At 66.1% G+C, this 15016-nt stretch carries 16 protein-coding genes; 4 read left to right on the forward strand and 12 right to left on the reverse strand.

Going from position 1 to position 15016, the window contains the following annotated elements:
* Window positions 1-43 precede the first annotated feature (43 nt).
* The gene (rng, locus tag HF690_RS03180; RefSeq protein ID WP_168608403.1) at window positions 44-1540 is read right to left on the reverse strand and encodes a ribonuclease G; all 1497 of its coding nucleotides are present in this window, start codon (window positions 1538-1540) and stop codon (window positions 44-46) included.
* 168 nt (window positions 1541-1708) lie between these two features.
* Window positions 1709-2287, reverse strand: a complete 579-nt coding sequence (locus HF690_RS03185; protein ID WP_113065298.1) for a Maf family protein — start codon at window positions 2285-2287, stop codon at window positions 1709-1711.
* Between the two features lie 84 nt (window positions 2288-2371).
* Here HF690_RS03185 and HF690_RS03190 point away from each other — a divergent pair, with 84 nt between their 5' ends.
* Complete coding sequence (locus tag HF690_RS03190) at window positions 2372-2623, forward strand: hypothetical protein (protein WP_113065299.1); 252 nt, start codon at window positions 2372-2374, stop codon at window positions 2621-2623.
* Window positions 2624-2647: 24 nt separating this feature from the next.
* Here the strand turns inward: HF690_RS03190 and rlmH are convergent, their stop codons facing one another.
* From rlmH to HF690_RS03240, 10 genes are all read right to left on the reverse strand, one after another.
* On the reverse strand, window positions 2648-3118 hold the full coding sequence (rlmH, locus tag HF690_RS03195) for a 23S rRNA (pseudouridine(1915)-N(3))-methyltransferase RlmH (protein ID WP_113065300.1): 471 nt from the start codon (window positions 3116-3118) through the stop codon (window positions 2648-2650).
* 126 nt (window positions 3119-3244) lie between these two features.
* A complete protein-coding gene (gene rsfS, locus HF690_RS03200; RefSeq protein ID WP_240151572.1) occupies window positions 3245-3607 on the reverse strand; it encodes a ribosome silencing factor in 363 nt (120 codons plus the stop codon).
* Between the two features lie 133 nt (window positions 3608-3740).
* Window positions 3741-4376: a nicotinate-nucleotide adenylyltransferase gene (gene nadD / locus HF690_RS03205; protein WP_168608405.1), complete on the reverse strand. Its 636-nt coding sequence runs from the start codon at window positions 4374-4376 to the stop codon at window positions 3741-3743.
* A complete protein-coding gene (holA, locus tag HF690_RS03210) occupies window positions 4373-5389 on the reverse strand; it encodes a DNA polymerase III subunit delta (RefSeq protein WP_168608406.1) in 1017 nt (338 codons plus the stop codon). Before holA ends, nadD begins: the two co-directional genes overlap by 4 nt.
* An 11-nt stretch (window positions 5390-5400) precedes the next feature.
* Window positions 5401-5967: an LPS-assembly lipoprotein LptE gene (locus tag HF690_RS03215; protein ID WP_168608407.1), complete on the reverse strand. Its 567-nt coding sequence runs from the start codon at window positions 5965-5967 to the stop codon at window positions 5401-5403.
* A gap of 2 nt (window positions 5968-5969) precedes the next feature.
* Complete coding sequence (leuS, locus tag HF690_RS03220; protein ID WP_168608408.1) at window positions 5970-8690, reverse strand: leucine--tRNA ligase; 2721 nt, start codon at window positions 8688-8690, stop codon at window positions 5970-5972.
* 184 nt (window positions 8691-8874) lie between these two features.
* The gene (locus tag HF690_RS03225; RefSeq protein WP_168608409.1) at window positions 8875-9480 is read right to left on the reverse strand and encodes a PqiC family protein; all 606 of its coding nucleotides are present in this window, start codon (window positions 9478-9480) and stop codon (window positions 8875-8877) included.
* Window positions 9477-11168 (reverse strand): PqiB family protein, encoded by a 1692-nt coding sequence (locus HF690_RS03230; protein WP_113065307.1) that lies wholly within the window; start codon window positions 11166-11168, stop codon window positions 9477-9479. The genes HF690_RS03225 and HF690_RS03230 overlap by 4 nt, the downstream gene beginning before the upstream one ends.
* Window positions 11155-11814, reverse strand: coding sequence for a paraquat-inducible protein A (locus HF690_RS03235; RefSeq protein WP_113065308.1), 660 nt, complete (start codon window positions 11812-11814; stop codon window positions 11155-11157). The genes HF690_RS03230 and HF690_RS03235 overlap by 14 nt, the downstream gene beginning before the upstream one ends.
* Entirely contained in the window at window positions 11811-12425 is a 615-nt protein-coding gene (locus HF690_RS03240) for a paraquat-inducible protein A (RefSeq protein ID WP_113065390.1), read from the reverse strand. Before HF690_RS03240 ends, HF690_RS03235 begins: the two co-directional genes overlap by 4 nt.
* Window positions 12426-12560: 135 nt before the next feature.
* Here HF690_RS03240 and trxA point away from each other — a divergent pair, with 135 nt between their 5' ends.
* The 3 genes from trxA to HF690_RS03255 all read left to right on the forward strand — a co-directional run bounded on the left by trxA (window position 12561) and on the right by HF690_RS03255 (window position 14866).
* The gene (gene trxA / locus HF690_RS03245) at window positions 12561-13433 is read left to right on the forward strand and encodes a thioredoxin (RefSeq protein ID WP_168608410.1); all 873 of its coding nucleotides are present in this window, start codon (window positions 12561-12563) and stop codon (window positions 13431-13433) included.
* A 148-nt stretch (window positions 13434-13581) separates the two neighbouring features.
* Window positions 13582-14070: a DUF4442 domain-containing protein gene (locus HF690_RS03250; protein WP_168608411.1), complete on the forward strand. Its 489-nt coding sequence runs from the start codon at window positions 13582-13584 to the stop codon at window positions 14068-14070.
* 109 nt (window positions 14071-14179) lie between these two features.
* Entirely contained in the window at window positions 14180-14866 is a 687-nt protein-coding gene (locus tag HF690_RS03255; protein WP_113065391.1) for a DUF502 domain-containing protein, read from the forward strand.
* Window positions 14867-15016: the final 150 nt, after the last annotated feature.

A 15016-nucleotide genomic window follows, 5' to 3' on the forward strand; every position in this document is an offset into this window, starting at 1 on the left:
TGCACCTACCTGCCGTTTCGGGCACGGATGCACTGGCGAGCGCTCAGAGCAGAACCACATCGAACCGTTCCTGCGCGTAGTGATCCTCGGCCTGGAAAGTGATCGTCTTGCCGATGAACTCTTCCAGCTCGGCGACGCCGACCGACTCTTCTTCCAGAATGCGGTCGACCACGACCGGACTGGCCAGCACCATCAGTTTCTCGGCATCAAACTGGCGCACGGCGCGGGTGATCTCGCGGAAGATCTCGTAGGTCACCGTCTCCGGCGTCTTCAACGTGCCACGGCCATTGCAGACAGGACACGGTTCGCACAGCTGGTATTCCAGGCTCTTGGTGGTGCGCTTGCGCGTCATCTCCACCAGACCCAGCGCCGACATCGGATACACCGTGGTCTTGGCGTGATCGCGCGCCAGCGCCTTCTCCAGCGTGCGCAGTACCTGTCGCTTGTGCTCCTCGTCGACCATGTCGATGAAGTCGATGATGATGATGCCGCCAAGATTGCGCAGCCGCAGCTGGCGCGCCGCCGCCTGCGCGGCTTCCAGGTTGGTGCGGTAGACCGTCTCTTCCAGATTGCGCGAACCGAGGTAGGCACCGGTGTTGACGTCAATGGTGGTCATCGCCTCGGTCTGGTCGACCACCAGGTGACCGCCGGACTTCAGCGGCACCTCGCGACGCAGAGCGCGCTGGATCTCGTCCTCGGCACCGTACAGGTCGAAGATCGGCCGTTCGCCGTCGTAGTGTTCGATGCGCTCGTCCAGTTCGGGCATGAACTTGTGCACGAACTTGCAGACCTTGTCGTAGGTCTCGCGCGAATCCACGCGCACCTTCTCGATGCCCTCGTGCAGCAGGTCGCGCAACGCGCGCAGCGGCAGCGAGAGCTCCTCGTAGACGCGCTCACCAACCTTGCTGCTGGCGATGTTCTCCTGCACCACACGCCAGACCTTGCCCAGGTAGGTCACGTCAAAGGCCAACGCGGTCGCGGACTGGCCCTCGGCATTGGTGCGCACGATGTAGCCCAGCGGATCTTCGCCGATCAGGCTGCCGAGAGTCTCCTTCAGGCGTTGCCGTTCGTCCTCGTCCTCGATGCGCACCGACACGCCCAGGGTCTTGGCATAGGGCAGCAACACCAGATAGCGCGAGGGAATCGAAAGGTGCGCGGAAAGACGCGCGCCCTTGCTGCTGATGGGATCGCGGATGACCTGCACCACGATCTCCTGGCCCTCGTGAACCAGACCGGAAATGGGCGGCGTGCCGCCGTTGCCGTTGCTCTGCGCAGGCGCGCCGTCACCGTTGCCATTTCCGGCAGAAACCGCCGGACGCACAATGTCCGAAGCGTGCAGGAATGCCGCCCGCTCCAGCCCGATGTCGACAAACGCCGCCTGCATGCCGGGCATGACGCGCTGCACGCGCCCCTTGTAGACATTGCCGACATACCCGCGGCGCGACGCGCGCTCCAGGTACACCTCCTGCATCATGCCGTTTTCGACCACCGCCACCCGGGTCTCCCGGGGCGTTACGTTGATCAGAATCTCTTCACTCACCGACTCAACTCCCTCCGTGATGCATCGTTATAGCCGGTGCATATGGAACCTGTCGACGCATGCGCGCCTTCGCGGGCCGAGACCGCGAAACAACGCACGTCCCGCCTCCGATGATGCCTGCGATACCTATTCAGACCCCTTTCGCGGAATACGGTTCCGACGCTGCGCTCATGCACGTCCAGACGCCCACAGGCCCGCCGCACTCAACATCACCGCTGTTTCGTGCAGCGGTAGACCCATCACCGCCGAATAGCTTCCGGAGAGATATTCAACATAGGCCGCAGCACGCCCCTGAATGGCGTAACCACCTGCTTTACCGAAAGATTCACCGGTCTCGACGTAGGCATCGATCTCCTTTTCGGACATGCTCGCCAGTCGCACATGAGAGATACAGGTCGCCGATTCCTCGCGCTCGGCGTGCACCAGCCAGACACTGGAAATCACGCGATGCGTGACGCCGGCCAGTCGCTTCAGCATGCCGCACGCCTGCGCAGGCGTCTCGGGCTTCCCGAACACCTCATCGCCGAGCACGACCTCGGTATCCGAGCCCAGCACCCAGGCATCGTCCTCATCGAGTGCATCCCGCCCCGCGCAGGCCTTGTCGCGCGCCACACGGCGCACGTAGTCCTCGGGTGACTCATGATCGGCGCGCACTTCGGGCACATCGACCCGGACAACGCGGAACGTCGCGCCGATCTGTTCGAGCAGCTGCCGTCGACGCGGTGATTGGGAAGCCAGATAAAGCATCCGGTCAGCATACTGAGCGCGGCGCATGCACACCAGAAAGAACTGCTAATCTTCAGGCTGGGGAGTGAAAAGAGGTCATTGGGGATGCGCATTCCGGAAAAAACCGTCCTGGGAGTCAGCGGTGCACTGCTGATCCTGTCCACCGCCCAGAACCTTGTCGGCCTGCTCGACGGCGCCACCACGGCGAAGATCCACGCGCTGGCCGCGGCACAGACACACGATTCCGGCGCGTTCGTGTTCGGCTATGAGAGCGGCCTCGGACTGATTGTCCTGGTCAAGCTTCTGTGCGGTGCGGCATTGCTCGCCCTGTTGCTGCGACGCACTCGCGAGCACTGACGCCCACCCGGCCGTCCTAATCGATCAGGCGCGATGATACGGGTGCCCTGCAGCGATCATCGCCGCCCGATAGAGCTGTTCAACCAGCACCAGCCGCACCAGCATGTGCGGCAACGTCAACGCTCCCAGCGACCAACGCTGGTCGGCACGCTCCAGCACCGCCGGGGCATGGCCGTCGGGGCCGCCGATCAGGAACGCCAGATCGCGTCCGCTCATGCGCCAGTCCGCCAGGCGCTCGGCCAGCTGCTCGCTGGACCAGACCTTTCCGCGCCCGTCGAGAGCCACCACATGCGTGTCGCGCGGCAACGCCGCCAGCACCGCCTTGGCCTCGTCCTCCATGGCCCGCTGCACGTCGCGCCCCTTGCCACGCGCGCCAGGCCGGATCTCGACCAGCTCCAGGGGTAGCTCGCGCGAGAGCCGCTTGGCGTATTCGGCAAATCCCTCGCTCACCCATGAGGGCATGCGCTCGCCGACGGAAATGATGCGTGTATGCATGGGCGCGTCCCGGAATGCGGGTCAAGACGGCGGAGCGAATGCCAGGCATCCGCTCCGGGACCGCGGCAGCGCGCGCCGCAGCCGTTCGCGCACGTGCGGCGCACCGCGCCGCACGTGCCTCTTCGCTCAGTCGGCCTGGCGCTGCGCCTCGGGCGCTTCGTCGTCATCCTCGAGGCCGTCACCGACCGTCCACAGGCGTTCCAGCCCGTAGAATTCGCGGATGCGCGGCAGCATGACGTGGATGATGATGTCGCCCAGATCGACCAGCACCCATTCGGCTTCGTCCTGTCCTTCCACGCCGAGCGGCAGCACGCCCGCCTGCTTGGCGAACTTGACCACTTCATCGGCGATGGACTTGACGTGCCGGCTGGACGTGCCGGAAGCGATGATCAGCAGGTCGGCGATGGAGGTCTTGCCGCGAACGTCGATCTCGACGACATCCTTGGCCTTGAGATCCTCCAGCGCGGCAACGACGCGGTTGCGCAGCAGCTGATCGGAGGGGTGGGCGGAAACGGTGGCTTGAGCGGATGGTTGGCTTGCAGACAAGTGGTTTACACCTCGGTCAGACGCGCCGGCCGGCGCGTTCGCCCGCAGTATACCGCCAGCCGCGGACAACCGTGTTTCAGTCGCGATAGACGTTCAGGAGCGCCGGATCGCGCAGCAGCGCTTCCGGCAGCAGATAGCGCGGCACGCGACCGGCGGCCAGTTGTGCGCGAATGGCGCTGGCGGAGATGTCCAGCGCGGTTACGGGCACGTCAATCACGAAGCCCTGCGGAGCGCCACGCAGACGTTCGCAGTCCTCAATGCGTCGCGGCTCCACGGCCTCGCGCAGCGCCGCGCTGTGCTCGGAACGCAGGCCCGGACGCGTCAGGACGCCGATATGCGCCAGCTCGAACAGCTGCTTCCAGCGGTCCCAGCGGTCCAGTCCGGCGAAGGCATCGGCCCCCACCAGCAACACCAGCGACCGCTGCGCGCCCAGCTCGGCGCGCAGATCACGCAAGGTATCGACACTGTAGGACGGCCCCTCGCGCAGCAATTCGCGCGTATCGATGTGCAGCCGGTCCTGACCTTCCAGCGCGGCGCGCAGCAAGGCCTCGCGCTGTGCGGCACTGGCGCGGGTCGGGGGACGATGCGGAGGTACCCGCGCCGGCATCATGCGCACGTCGGCATCCAGGTACTCGGCCGCTTCCCACGCCGCACGCAGGTGACCCAGATGCACCGGATCGAAGGTGCCGCCGAAGATCGCGACCGGCTTCATGCGCTCGCCAGCGCTCGCGCACCGCGCGGATCGGCGATGCGCGCGACCAGCCGCTGCATCTCGCGCCACGGGTCGCCACCCTCGCGCCCCTTGGTCATGCGGTCGATCCGGGCCGCCTGGGCCAGGCAAGCCTGCCAGTGCTCGCGTGGAGCACGCCGAAGCGCCTGTCGGAATAGCTGTTCGCGCGCCTGCCACAGACGCTCGGCGCGAGCCTGCGCGGCAAAATCCGGGGCCGTAGCCAACCGCAATGCGATCTGCAGCTGGCTGACCAGCCAGCCCAGCATCGGAATCAGCTCCTCGCCCTCGGCCTGCAGTCCGCGCATCACGCGCAGCGCTCGGGCCGCATCGCCGCCGAAGGCGGCATCGCTGAGCCGGAAGATATCGTAGCGCGCGCTGTCGGCAACCAGACTCTCCATGGTCGCGGCATCCATGCGCCCACCGCTGTGCAGCAGCGCCAGTTTGTCGACCTCCTGCGCCGCGGCAAGCAGATTGCCCTCGACGCGCTCGGCCAACAGGGACAGTGCCGCCGTTTCGGCCTGAATGCCGTGCCGCGCCAGGCGCGCGCCGATCCAGGCCGGCATCTCGTGCGGCCGCGGCGGCCAGAACACGACCTGCACGCCAGCCTTGTCCAGCGCCTTGCTCCACGCACCCTCGTGCTTCTTCGACCAGGTCACGCAGGTCACCAGCAGCACCGTGTCCGGCGGAGGGTTTTCGCAATAGGCGGTCAGCGCCTTGCTGCCGTCGCGTCCGGGCTTGCCGGTGGGCAGACGCAGGTCGAGCATGCGTCGACTGGCAAACAGCGACATGCCGGCTCCGGCGCGTGCCAGATCGTCCCAGTCGAACCCGGACTCGACGCTCAGCACTTCCCGTTCCGTGTAGCCGAGTTCACGCGCCCGGGCGCGCAGCGCATCAGCCGCTTCCAGCACCAACATCTCTTCGCCCACCAGCAGGTAGACCGGCTGCAGGGTGTCGGCCTTGAGCTGTTGCGGCCAGCGGGCGGCGGGTACGGGCATGCGGTGCGGAATCAGTTCACGGCGGACGCCGCGCCGGCCGGCATGGCCGACGCCGACGCGGCAGGGACGGCAGCGGTCGCGCGCTCAGCCGCGGCGCGCAGATGGAACTGCACGGCCTGCACGGCGTCGCTGACCAGACTGCTGCGTATCTCCTCGGTCTGCGCCTCGGTCCCGATCGGCTGTCTCGCATCGTAGGTGAACTCGCGCGAGAGCCGGATCGTCTGCAGCGGCACCAGCACCCTGCCCTGGCTGTCAGTTACATTGAAACGCACCTCGTAGCGCACGGCGTACTCGCCCACGCGCGCTCGGCCCGTGAACGTCAGCGCATTGCGGCGAAAACGCGCGACCGGCACCCGGAATTCGGCCACGCCGGGGCCGGACTCGTCGACCAGCGTCGCCCCCGCGCTCTCCAGTGTGCGCGCCAGTTCGCGCTGCAGGTCACCGCTGCCGTTCACGGTCAAGTGGATCTTGTCCATGCCCGGCGGCAGCTGCGCGCCGCGGCGCAGATGGAAACCGCACGCACTCAGCAGGAGCAATACTCCGGCACACAGGGAAACACGCAACCAGCGCTTATCCATCTTCAGCCCACCACGATGTTGACGATCTTGCCGGGCACGACGATCACCTTGCGCACGGTCTTGCCCTCAGTGAAGGCTTGCACACCCGGCAGGTCCTGCGCCAGTCGCTCGATGTCTTCGCGCGACGCATCCACCGCCACGTCGATCGTGCCGCGCAGCTTGCCGTTGACCTGCACCGCCAGCGTCACGGCATCGCGCTTGAGCGCGTCCTCGTCGACCTGCGGCCAGGGCTGATCCTCGATCAGCGATTCCGGATGCCCCAGCAGCTGCCACAGCGCATGACTGGTGTGCGGCGTAATCGGATTGAGCAGCAGCACCATCGCCTGCAGCGCCTCGCCGCGCACGGCGCGTCCCTGCTCGCTGTCGTCACCAAACTTGTTGACGTGGTTGAGCAGTTCCATCAGCGCGGCAATGGCCGTGTTGAAGCTCTGGCGGCGACCGTAGTCGTCGCCGACCTTGCGGATGGTCTCGTGCGTCAGGCGGCGGAGTTCCTTCTGCGCGCGATCCAGCGATACCGGATCAACGGCCACCGCGGCGCCCTGCCCGGCATGCGCCGCGACCTCGCGCCAGAACCGGCGCAGGAAGCGTGCCATGCCCTCGACGCCGGCCTCGTTCCACTCCAGCGACTGCTCCGGCGGCGCGGCGAACATCGAGAACAGGCGCACGGTGTCGGCGCCGTACTTGTCGATCATCACCTGCGGATCGACGCCGTTGTTCTTCGACTTCGACATCTTCTCGATGCCGCCGATGGTCACCGGCTCGCCGTCGCTTTTCAGCACCGCGCCACTGACGTGGCCCTTCTCATCGCGCTGCACTTCGACCTCGGCCGGGTTGAACCACAGCTTCGAACCGTCGTCCTGCTCGCGACAGAACGTCTCGGCGACAACCATGCCCTGGCACAGCAACCGCTTGGCCGGCTCGTCCGAATGCACCAGCCCGGTGTCGCGCATCAGCTTGTGATAGAAGCGGAAGTACAGCAGATGCAGAATGGCGTGCTCGATGCCGCCGATGTACTGATCCACCGGCAGCCAGTAATCGGCGCGCTCGTCGACCTGGGTGGCAGCGCCCGGACTGGTGTAGCGCGCGTAGTACCAGCTCGATTCCATGAAGGTGTCGAACGTGTCGGTCTCGCGCTCGGCCGGACCACCGCACTTCGGGCACGTCGTCTTGCGCCAGTCCGGATCGGACTTGATCGGCGACTTCACGCCGGTGAAGGCGACATCTTCCGGCAACCGCACCGGCAACTGGTCTTCGGGCACCGGAACCGCGTCGCAAGTTGGGCAGTACACGATAGGAATCGGGCAGCCCCAGTAGCGCTGGCGACTGACGCCCCAATCGCGCAGACGCCAGTTGACCTTGCGCGCACCGCGGCCGTCGGCTTCCAGTTTCGCCGCGATGGCGTCGAAGGCGCCCTGGAAATTCAGTCCATCGAAATCGCCGGAGTTGACCAGCGTGCCGTGCTCGGTGAACGCCTCGACCTCGAGCACGCGATGCTCGAACGCTTCCACCACGCGCACGGCAGTGCTGGCGTCGTAGGCATCGGTGTGGGTGCCGCGCAGGGCATTGCGCAACGGATCGGCGCCGACGCCGGCGGCCAGATCGTGCTGGAGTTCCTTCAGGGCGTCGACCACGCCGCCGTCGACCACCACCATCTTGATCGGCAGCCCGTACTGCTGCGCGAACTCGTGATCGCGTTCGTCATGACCGGGCACCGCCATCACCGCGCCGGTGCCGTAGCCCATCAGCACGAAGTTGGCGACCCAGACCGGCAGCTTCTCGCCGGTCAGCGGATGCACGACCTCCAGGCCGGTATCCATACCGCGCTTTTCCTGCGTCTCCAGCTCGGCCTCGGACGTGCCGCCCTGGCGGCAGGTCTCGATGAATTCGGCCAGCTTGGCGTTGTCCTTCGCCGCCTGCATCGCCAGCGGATGCTCGGCGGCGACGGCGACGTAGGTCGCGCCCATCAAGGTGTCGGGGCGCGTGGTGAAGACGGTCAGGGAGTCGTCGCCGCCGGCCACGTCGAAACGGATCTCCAGCCCCTCGGAGCGGCCAATCCAGTTGCGCTGCATGGTCTTGACCGCATCCGGCCAGCCTTCCAGCGTGTCCAGGCCGTCCAGCAACTCCTGCGCGTAGTCGGTGATCTTCAGGAACCACTGCGGAATCTCGCGCTTCTCGACCAGCGCGCCGGTGCGCCAGCCGCGGCCGTCGATGACCTGCTCGTTGGCCAGCACGGTCTGATCGACCGGGTCCCAGTTCACCACCGAATTCTTGCGGTAGGCCAGACCCTTCTCGAACAGGCGCACGAACATGCGCTGCTCGTGCACATAGTAGTCCGGATCGCAGGTGGCGAACTCGCGCGACCAGTCGTAGGCAAAGCCCATGCGTGCGAACTGCCCCTTCATGTGGGCAATGTTGGAACGGGTCCATTTCGCCGGCGCGGTCTTGTGCTTGATCGCGGCGTTCTCGGCCGGCAGTCCGAACGCGTCCCAGCCCATCGGCTGCAGCACGTTGCGGCCCTGCATGCGCTGGAAGCGACTGATGACGTCGCCGATGGTGTAGTTGCGCACATGCCCCATGTGCAGCGCACCGGACGGATACGGCAGCATCGAGAGGCAGTAGAACTTCTCTTTCGAGGCGTCCTCGCTCACCTCGAAGGCGTGCGTGCGGTTCCAGAAGTCCTGAGCGGCGGTTTCCACCGCCTGCGGTTCGTAGGTGTCGGACATACCGTTGATCTTCGAAAAAGGCGGCGCGCAGCGGACTGCGACAGGACCGTGCAGCGTACCGCAGCGCCCAGGGAGCGCCAAGCCTGTCGGTGCGCGCAGCGCCTCGCCATGCGCTTTTCGGCACGCCCTCGGAACCCGGAATCAGGTGCGCGGTTCGCGTCCCGGGATCACGGCGGCAAGCGCGTTACTGCGGACAATCCGGCACGCCGCCCGCGGCCAGTGCGCGCACGGCACCGGCGATGCGGTCGGACAGGGCCGCCAAGGCCTGCTGGTGGCCATGCACCAGCGCGGCGTAGCCGTCGGCGACCGGCTCCTTCAGCGAGCTGCTGCAGCTGAGCGTTTCGCCGTGCCCACCGCGTTCGCGCACGCTCCAGGCAGCGTCGATCTGGGCGTACCGCCCGACCACGGACTCGAAACGGCGCACATCCAACTTGATGCGGTAGACCTTGCCGGTATCCGCCTGCGGCAGACCGTAGACGTCCACAGCATCGAGATCGCGCGCCAACCGATCGGAGACCGCCGTGCGAATCTGATCGCCCAGCGGACCGATCCACTGCTCACCCTCGAGCAGGGCTACCCGATCATCACTCTGCCGCACCACCATCTGCGGCTGGTCGATCTGGGCCGGAATGGTGACCGGCAGCACGGCGATCCGGTAGTCCGCAGGCGTAACGACGGACTTCGCCGTCGTCTGCGGCACCAGCGTGTAGAACTGCGTCGGCGCCGAGGCGCATGCCGTCAGAAGCAGCAGCACGGCGACACCGGGCAAATGGCGCATGCGCAGACTCATGGCTGTTTCTCCTTGTTCGTCGGCGCCAGATTCGTCGGCGCGGGCGGCGCTTCCGGCGGCGGCGCGTTATTGCGCTTGCCGCGCAGCAGCGCCTCGGGGTGACGCCCCAGGTAGTCGGTCAGCACGCGCAGCGAGCGCGCCGCGCGCTGCACCTGCAGCAGGGTCTGGCCCAAGTTCTGCTGCAGCGGCGAATCGCCGGACAAGCTTCCATCCAGCGAACGCAGTGTGGTCTGCGCCTGCTTCAGCGTCTCGCTCGCCTGCGGCGCCAGCTTGCCGTTGAACTGCTTCAGCAGCGCATCGATGCCCTGCAGGCTCTGATCCAGATGCTGACCGATGCGATCGAACGGCACCTTGTCCAGGCGATCGGCGATGTGCGCGACCTGCTCCTGGATGCGGTCGAAGCTGCCCGGCACCGTGGGCACGCGCAGCGGCCGCTGCTTCGGATCGAGCACCTTGCGCGCCTCGTTGGGGAAGAAGTCCAGCGCCACGTAGAGCTGCCCGGTGAGCAGATTGCCGCTGCGCAGCTGCGCGCGCAGTCCGTGCTTGACCAACACCGCCAGCCCCAGCCCGGGATTCTTCTCGTACGCATCGCCGATGCGCTTGGCGAACTGCTCGTGGGCGCGGCCCAGACGCTGCGGATAGATCACCGCCGTGACATCGACCGGGAAGCGCTTCTTCACCGGATCGTATTCGACGCTGATGCGCTTGACCTCACCGAGCGAAATCCCCTCGAAATCGACCGGCGCTCCCTTGGACAGGCCGCGCACCGACTGGTGGAAGCGCATGTGCAGCCACAGCGGAGGTCCGTCCGGCGGCTGCATCGCCTTGTCACGCGTGTCGAACAATTCGAAGCGGGTTCCCGCCACGGCACGTTCGCTGTGGCGGATGTACCCCGGCGCCTGGAAGGCGATGCCGCCGGCGACCACCGTGGCCAGGGACTCGGTGTTGACCTTCAGCCCGCCCGCATCGACGGCGACGTTGACGCCGCTGGCGTTCCAGAAACGGCTCTCTTTGCTCACGTAGCGATCGTACGGCGCATCGATGAACACCTGCAGCTGCACACCCTTGCCGTCCTCGTCGAGGCGGTAGCTGACCACCCGTCCGACCTGGATGCGTCGGAAGTACACCGGCGAACCGATGTCCAGCGACCCCAGATCGTCGCTGTTCAGCGTGAACGTGCTGCCCGGCTCGCCGTGCGTCAGCGGCGGCGGCGTCTCCAGCCCCTTGAATCTCCGGCGATCGTCGTGCCGCTTGCCATTTTCGGTGTCGGCGCCGATGTAGGCACCGGACAGCAGCGTGCTCAATCCAGACACGCCGCCCAGCCCGACCCGCGGCCGGACCACCCAGAAGCGGCTGCCTTCGCTGGCGAAATAGTCGTAGCGCTTTTCCAGATCCACGTGCACCAGGACGGTGCTGCGGTCCTGGCTTAGCGTCACGGTGTGGACCTTGCCGATCACCACATTCTTGAACTTGACCTCGGTCTTGCCGGGTTCGATGCCCTCGGCGGTCTTGAAGCTGATGGTGATCGCCGGACCTTCCGACAAGTAGGCGTGCACCACCAGCGACAGACCGATCACCGCGGCCACCACCGGCACCAGCCAGATCAGCGGCAGCTGCCAGCGCCGACGCCGGGCGATTTCCGGGGACGGCAGATGCTCGGAGTCCCCGTACGGCTCACGCTCGGTCATGCTCGGCTTCCTGTGATTTCTTTTCGTCTTCGGTCACGGCGTGGTCCCAGATCAACCGCGGGTCGAAACTCATCGAGGCCAGCATGGTAAGCACAACCACCAAGCCGAAGTACACCACGCCCGGCCCCGGGTCGACCTGGGTCAGCTGGAAGCGCACCAGCGCCACCAGCAGCGTGACCACGAACACGTCCAGCATCGACCAGTATCCGATGCCCTCGACCAGCCGGAACAGATGCGCCCGCCCGCGCGTGCGCCAGGCCTTGCGGCGCTGCACGCTGATCAGCAACACCAGCAGTGCGGCGAACTTCAGCAACGGCACCATAATCGAGGCCACGAACACGATCACCGCCAGATCCCATGACCCGGCGCGCCACAGTTCGGCCACACCGCTGAGAATGGTGTTGCTCTCTTTCCCGAACAGCGAGCCGGTGAGCATGATCGGCAGCACGTTGGCCGGAATGTAGAGGATCATCGCCGCGATCAGTAGCGCCCAGCAGCGCGCCAGGCTGTTCGGCTTGCGCCGATGCAGGCGCGCGCCGCACCGCGCGCAGCAGATGTCTCCATGCACGTGCTGGCAGAGCTGCCCGCAACAGTGGCAGGCGATGATGCCCAGCTCGCCGGCCGTGGGAATGTGCGCCTCGCTCATCCGCAGCACTCCCGTTTCAGCACCCAGATGCGGCGCACGTCGAACGACGCGACCAGCGCCAGGAGCACCGTCAGGGCCGCGAATGCCCAGATACCCGGCTGCAGGACCACCTCGAAGATGTCGCCCACTTTCACCACGGCGACCAGCGTTCCCAGCATGAACACCTCGATCATGCTCCACGGGCGAATCGCATGCAGCATGCGCATGATGTGGATGAAACCCGGCGGACGCCGTCCCACACGGAGGAAGCCCAGCACCCAGGCGAACAGCAGCACCTGCATCATCGGAAAGAAGAACAGCATCAGCGCGGCCAGCACCGACACCACGCCGATGCCGTCGTGCCAGGTCGTGATGATGGCCTTCCACAGCGTGGCCGAACTGGTATGCCCGTTCAGCTCCAGGGTCACGATCGGCCAGATGTTGGCGATCAGGAACGTGATCGCCGCCGCCAGCGCCAGCGCGAACATGCTGTCCAGACTCAGCCATGGCCGGCGATACAGCACCGCCTGGCAGCGCACGCAGCGCGCGACCTCGCCCCGCTCGAGATCGTGCTTGCGGTGCACGGCATCGCAATGCTCGCAGATCACCAGTGTGTGAACGGCCGAATCCATGCCGCGATTATCCAACAAGCGCATGCGCGCTGCGCTGAACACATGGCGTATGCATCGCCATCCGCCGATGCGTTACCTTGATGTAGGCCATTTTCGCCCCGATCTGTTGGCTCATCCCATTCTCCCGGAGCTCCCGTGAGCACGAACGCACACGTTTTCGACGTCACCCCAGACAATTTCGAGACCGAAGTCCTGCAGGCATCCTCGCAGACACCGATCCTGATCGACTTCTGGGCCACCTGGTGCGGCCCGTGCAAGGCGCTGGGGCCGTTGCTGGAGAAACTCGCCGCCGAATACAACGGCGCCTTCCGGCTGGCCAAGATCGACGTCGACGCCAACCAGGAACTGGCGGCCATGTTCGGCATCCGCAGCGTGCCGACCGTGGCGTTGATCCAGGACGGTCGCCCGGTCGACGGTTTCGCCGGGGCGCTGCCGGAAGGCCAGCTGCGCGAATTCCTGTCCAAGCATGTCGAGCCGGCCTCGCTAATCGAGACCCCGGATGACTTGGATAGCGACGCGCCGGAGAGCACAACCGAATCCGCCGCCGACGCCGTGCAGCGCATCCGTGCCGAAATGGCCGCGCGTCCCGACGACGAGAGCCTGAAGCTCGATCTCGCCCTGGCGCAGCTGCGCGCCGGCGATTTCGACGCGGCGCGTGCCGCGCTCGACGCCCTGCCCGCCAACCTCGCCACCGACGACCGCACTGCCCGGCTTCGTGGCCAGTTGCAGTTGGCCGAGGCTCTCGACGACGCCCCGGATGCCGACGCCCTGCGCCAGCGCATCGAAGCCGATCCCGAGGACTGGTCGGCACGCGACCTGCTGGGCGTACGCCTGACGCTGGGCGACGCGCCGGCCGAAGGGCTCGACCAGTTTCTGCACATCCTTCGGCATCAGCGCGACTGGAACGAGGGTCTGGCACGCCAGCGTCTGCTGGCCGCGTTCCAGATTCTCGAGGACAGCGCACTGGTCGGCGACTATCGCCGGCGCATGGCTTCGATCCTGTTCTGAAGCCTCACGCCCGCACGCGCCGCGCACAGGCACGGCGCGTGATGACTCCATGCCATCCAGCCAGCCCCTTCGCACAGATCGAAGCCAAGGTGACAAGAAACCATACGCAAGGGTATGGTGAGCATTCCTTTACGCCTGATCGATCCGCATGCGCGCCCGCACTCTTCGTCACCTGCTCAACTTCTGGCCCCCGTTCCTGTTCAACGGCATCCGTGTGCGCGAAGTGAGCGAAGACTGGAGCGAGGCTCGGGTCACGCTGAAACTGCGTCCGTGGAACCGCAACTATGTCGGCACCCAGTTCGGCGGCAACCTGTTCGCCATGACCGATCCGTTCTGGATGCTGCTGACGATGCACCGCCTGGGCCGCGACTACTACGTGTGGGACAAGGCCGGCGCCATCGAATTCATCGCCCCGGGCCGCAGCGACGTGCATGCCCATTTCCAGCTGCTCCCGGACACCGTCGAGGCATTGCGTGCCGAAGCCGCGGACGGTGGCAAGGTGCTGCGATGGTTCGAAGTGGACGTCACGGACAACGATGGCGAACTGGTGGCGCGGGTGCGCAAGCAACTGTACGTTCGCCGCAAACCGCACGCGCGCCGAGCCGCATCGGACGCGACGACACCCGACCAGCCTTGAAGTACGCCGCATGCGACCGCTTCGCGCACACTGTCCGGGCACTCAGGCATGCTCCTGCAAGCGTCGCTGATATGCCTACAATGGACCACCCTCGTGCCGAGTGCCGAAGATGCGTCCGCTGCGCTTCAAACGCTATCTGCTGACCGGTCTGCTGACCTTCCTGCCGCTGTGGGTGACCTGGCTGGTGTTCTCGTTCGTGCTGGGCCTGCTGGCCAGCCTCGGCACACCGCTGGTCAATGCTGTGCTCAATGCGGTGGGCCTGGTCGCACCGCATCTCGCGCAGGCGCTGAACGTGCGCTGGATACTGAACATCCTCGCTCTGCTGCTCACGGTCGTCTCCCTGTATCTACTCGGCTTGCTGGCCAGCCGCGTGATCGGCCAGCGCATGCTCAGCGCCTTCGACACCCTGCTCGAACGCATTCCCCTGGTGCAGACCATCTACGGCGGCACCAAGAAGCTGATGAACGTTCTGCAGACGCGCCCGGACCAGGTGCAGCGCGTGGTGCTGGTGGATTTCCCGCGCGAAGGCATGAAAGTGGTGGGTTTCGTCACCCGAGTCATGCGCGAGGAAGGCAGCAATCGCGAAATGGCAGCGGTATACATCCCGACCACGCCCAATCCCACCGGCGGCTACCTCGAAGTCGTGCCCGTCGACCAGCTCACGCCGACCGACTGGACCATGGATCAGGCCATGGCCTTCATCATCTCCGGCGGCGCCGTCGCGCCGGACACGCTGCCGGGTCTCTCGGATGCACAGAAGAAGGCCCGAAGCACCGTTCCGCCAAGCGTTTCCTGAGGCCTGAAACGACGGCCGCGCGCCGTGCACCCCTGACCTTCGACACTGTATGCTCACGTGACTTTTGCCCTAGTCTGGACAACAGGAATGCGTGCCATTGCGGGGGCATTGCGCACCGCATTCACCCTCGACTGTCCTACCCGCATTGAT

This window comes from Oleiagrimonas citrea (genome assembly GCF_012395255.1).
Taxonomy (GTDB): domain Bacteria; phylum Pseudomonadota; class Gammaproteobacteria; order Xanthomonadales; family Rhodanobacteraceae; genus Oleiagrimonas; species Oleiagrimonas citrea.